General features: G+C 69.4%; 3 protein-coding genes and 1 pseudogene. 2 read left to right on the top strand and 2 right to left on the bottom strand.

What is annotated here, in order from left to right:
* Nucleotides 1–235 precede the first annotated feature (235 nt).
* A complete protein-coding gene (locus VFX99_RS12375) occupies nt 236–616 on the top strand; it encodes a VOC family protein (protein WP_329666596.1) in 381 nt (126 codons plus the stop codon).
* 35 nt (nt 617–651) lie between these two features.
* The gene (locus tag VFX99_RS12370; RefSeq protein WP_329666595.1) at nt 652–1128 is read left to right on the top strand and encodes a YbaK/EbsC family protein; all 477 of its coding nucleotides are present in this window, start codon (nt 652–654) and stop codon (nt 1126–1128) included.
* On the opposite strand, the gene VFX99_RS12365 is transcribed toward VFX99_RS12370, so the two are convergent.
* Both VFX99_RS12365 and VFX99_RS12360 read right to left on the bottom strand, forming a co-directional pair.
* A complete protein-coding gene (locus VFX99_RS12365; protein WP_329666594.1) occupies nt 1115–3064 on the bottom strand; it encodes a glycogen debranching N-terminal domain-containing protein in 1950 nt (649 codons plus the stop codon). The genes VFX99_RS12370 and VFX99_RS12365 overlap by 14 nt on opposite strands.
* Nucleotides 3061–3178 (bottom strand): annotated as a pseudogene (locus VFX99_RS12360) (carbohydrate ABC transporter permease); the annotation flags it as partial. The pseudogene VFX99_RS12360 and the gene VFX99_RS12365, both read right to left, overlap by 4 nt.

Raw genomic sequence — 3178 nt, 5'->3', positions numbered from 1 at the left:
TGGGCATCATCGCGGCATCCGCTTCCATTGCACCACTGCTGTGCCGATCGTTCAACGTCCCGCGCGGCAACTGAGCATTCTGCGCAGGTGACGCGAGGCCAGGGGTGATGAATCGAGCCATGCGCCCAGCATCCGCCCGTGCAGCCGACCACCTGTTCCGTACGGGCGCGGGGGAGTACCGTCTGGGGCGGGGATACGGAATCCACGGGGGATGAAGATTCACAAGGAGGGGATCATGTTCGAACAATCACGCGGCACCGCGGTCATCGCGGCATCGGATCTCGCGCGTGCCCGGTCGTTCTATGAAGGGACGCTCGGGCTGACGCCCGAGGAAGTCCAGGACGAAGCTGAGGCGGTGATCTACCGACTCGGCGGCGTGCCGCTCATGGTGTACCGGACGACGTTCGCGGGAACGGCGAAGAACACCGTCTTCGGCCTGGAGACGAAAGACCTCGAGGCAGACATGGCGGCCCTGCGGGACAAGGGCGTGAAGTTCCTCGAGTACGACTTCCCGGGTCTGAAGACCGTCGATGGCGTGGCGGAACTGTCCGGTGAGCGTTCGTCCTGGTTCGAGGACAGCGAAGGCAACATCCTGGGACTGTTCGAGAGGGCCTGACGCAGCGCGCGGGCGGCCGACCCTAGGCTGGGCGGGTGACCGAACAGCTCTCCGCCCGCAGCCGCATCGTCCGGGAATCGCTTCGATCGGCGGGCATCGACGGCGAGATCGTCGTCCTGCCGGATGCCGCATCCACCGCACCCCTCGCCGCGGCGGCGCTCGGTGTGGAGGTGGGCGCGATCGCGAACAGCCTCGTCTTCTGGTCGGACGGCGAGCCGCTGCTCGTGATGACGAGCGGAGCCCACCGCGTCGACACGACCGCGCTCGCCGCACGGCTGGGACGCGACAGCATCCGGCGTGCGACCGCCGAGCAGGTGCGTGAGGCGACCGGCCAGGCGATCGGAGGCGTCGCCCCGACGGGGCATCCGTCGCCACTGACCACTCTGATCGACGAGGATCTCGCCGCCTACGCCGAGATCTGGGCGGCCGGCGGCACGCCGCACACGGTCTTCCCGATGACCTTCGACGAGCTGGTCGCGCTGACCGGCGGAACCGTCGTCACCGTCGTCTGACGTCCTCGACAGCGGATGCCGGTGCCCCGAGCCCGGCCCGCTGCGCGATGGACGCGGCCGTCACCGCCGCGGCCGCCGACCATGCCTGCGGCCGGCACGCGGCGGGGTACGGCGTGGGCTGCGGGCTCACCTCGATCGAGTCACCCGAGTGCAGTTCCGGCACGCGGAACGCGAACCCTTCCGCAGCGGCGAGGAGTCCGTCGACCACGAGGTCCGCTTGCTCGTAGAGCCCGGCGCGCGCCATGCCGCGGGCGATGATCGCGGAGTCATGGGTCCACACGCTGCCGCCGTGATAGCTGAGCGGCCAGTAACCGGCGGCCTCTGTCGACATGGTGCGGATGCCGAAGCCGGACAGCATCGTGGGTCCGACCAGCAGCGCGGCGACGGCAGCCTCCTCGGACGGCTCGAGGATGCCCGTGCCCAGGAGGTGACCGACGTTGCTGGTGAGCGTGTCGACGGGGCGCTTGTGCGCGTCGAGCGCGATACCGGGGTAGCGGCCCTCCGGCGTCTCGACCCAGTACGACTCAGCGAAGCGGGCTTTGAGTCGCGACGCCCAGGCTCGAAGCTCTTCGCCCCCCTCCTCGCCGAAGTGATCGAGCAGGTCTGCGCCCGCGACGGCCGCCTCGTAGGCGTAGCCCTGCACCTCGCAGAGTGCGATCGGCCCCTCAGCGAGGCGTCCGTCGCGCCACTGGATCGAGTCGCCCGAGTCCTTCCATCCCTGGTTCGCGAGCCCGTGCCCGGTCTCGTCGATGTAGTCGATGAAGTCGTCGCCGTCGTTGTCGCCGTGATGCAGCAGCCAGTCCAGTGCGCCGCGCAGCGGTCCCAGCAGGTCGCGGACGTCCTGCTCCGGCATCCCGGACCTCCACGCGTCCGCCAGAAGGCACACCCACAGCGGAGTCGCATCGACGGTGCCGTAGTACACCGGCGGCAGGACGATGCCCTCGCCGGGCATCGCCAGCGGTTCGCCCCGCAGCTCGTGCAGGATCTTTCCCGGTTGCTGAGCGGTCCCGGCATCGGACCGGTCGCCCTGGAATCGCGCCAGGACGCGAAGGGTGGACGCGGCGATCCGGTGGTCGAGGGGCAGGGCCAGTCGCGCGGCCCAGAGCGAGTCTCGTCCGAAGAGCGTCAGGAACCACGGCGCACCGGCCGCGAAGAACTCCTCGTCGGGCCGGTCGGGCAACGCCAGCCGCAGCGCGTCGAGGTCGGCCAGCGCGGCGTCGAGCCACCGCTGAAGGCGAGGATCGCCGCCCACTTCCGGGATCACCCAGCCCGCAGGTCGACGGATGCCGCCGACGACCAGCGACGGGTCGTGCAGGTCGACCCACCACGACACGTCGACCGACTCGCCAGGTCCGACCTGGATCTGCCAGTCGAGGCTGACACCCTCATCGCTCCGTGTGATCGATGCGCCCGGCGCGGAGATCGTGAACGACCGGTCGCCCGACTCCACTGTCCGGCGGTCGATCGCGGCGGCGCCCGTCAAGTCCCACGCGCGCGCGGTGGCCAGGCCGGCCTTGACCTCTTGGAGCGGAGCGAACTCGGGTACGAGCACGACGCGGAGGTCGGTGGTCACGACATGCGAGACATGGGAGGTGACGGTCATCGTGTCGCGGACGTGACCGTCTCCCACCACTCGGTTGCGGAGGATCCGCACCTTCGGATCGGGGAACCCATCGTCGACGGCGCGCAGCAGGCCGCCGAACGTGACGTGGGAGGCGCTGTGCGCCGCTGCCGAGATCCACTCCGGCCGGAGGCCCCCGTAGCCGACGCTCAGTTCACGGATGTGCCGGACGTCGCCGTGGTACACGCCGTCGATCGCGTGAGCGCCGATATCTCCCGACACCGCGGACCACACCTGCGTCGGCGCGCGCAGCACGATGACGGCATCGTTCAGCAGCGGCTGCAGCGCGTGCACACCGTTCGTCGATGCGCTCATTCCTTGAGCGCCCCCTGCGCGGTGTTCATGATGCGCTTCTGGAAGATGAAGAACATCACGGCGACGGGGATCGTCATGATGAGCGCGGCAGCGAGTTTCAGCGGATACTGCGTT

This window comes from Microbacterium sp. (genome assembly GCF_036277215.1).
Taxonomy (GTDB): domain Bacteria; phylum Actinomycetota; class Actinomycetes; order Actinomycetales; family Microbacteriaceae; genus Microbacterium.
This window is presented reverse-complemented; position numbering and strand designations above follow the sequence as displayed.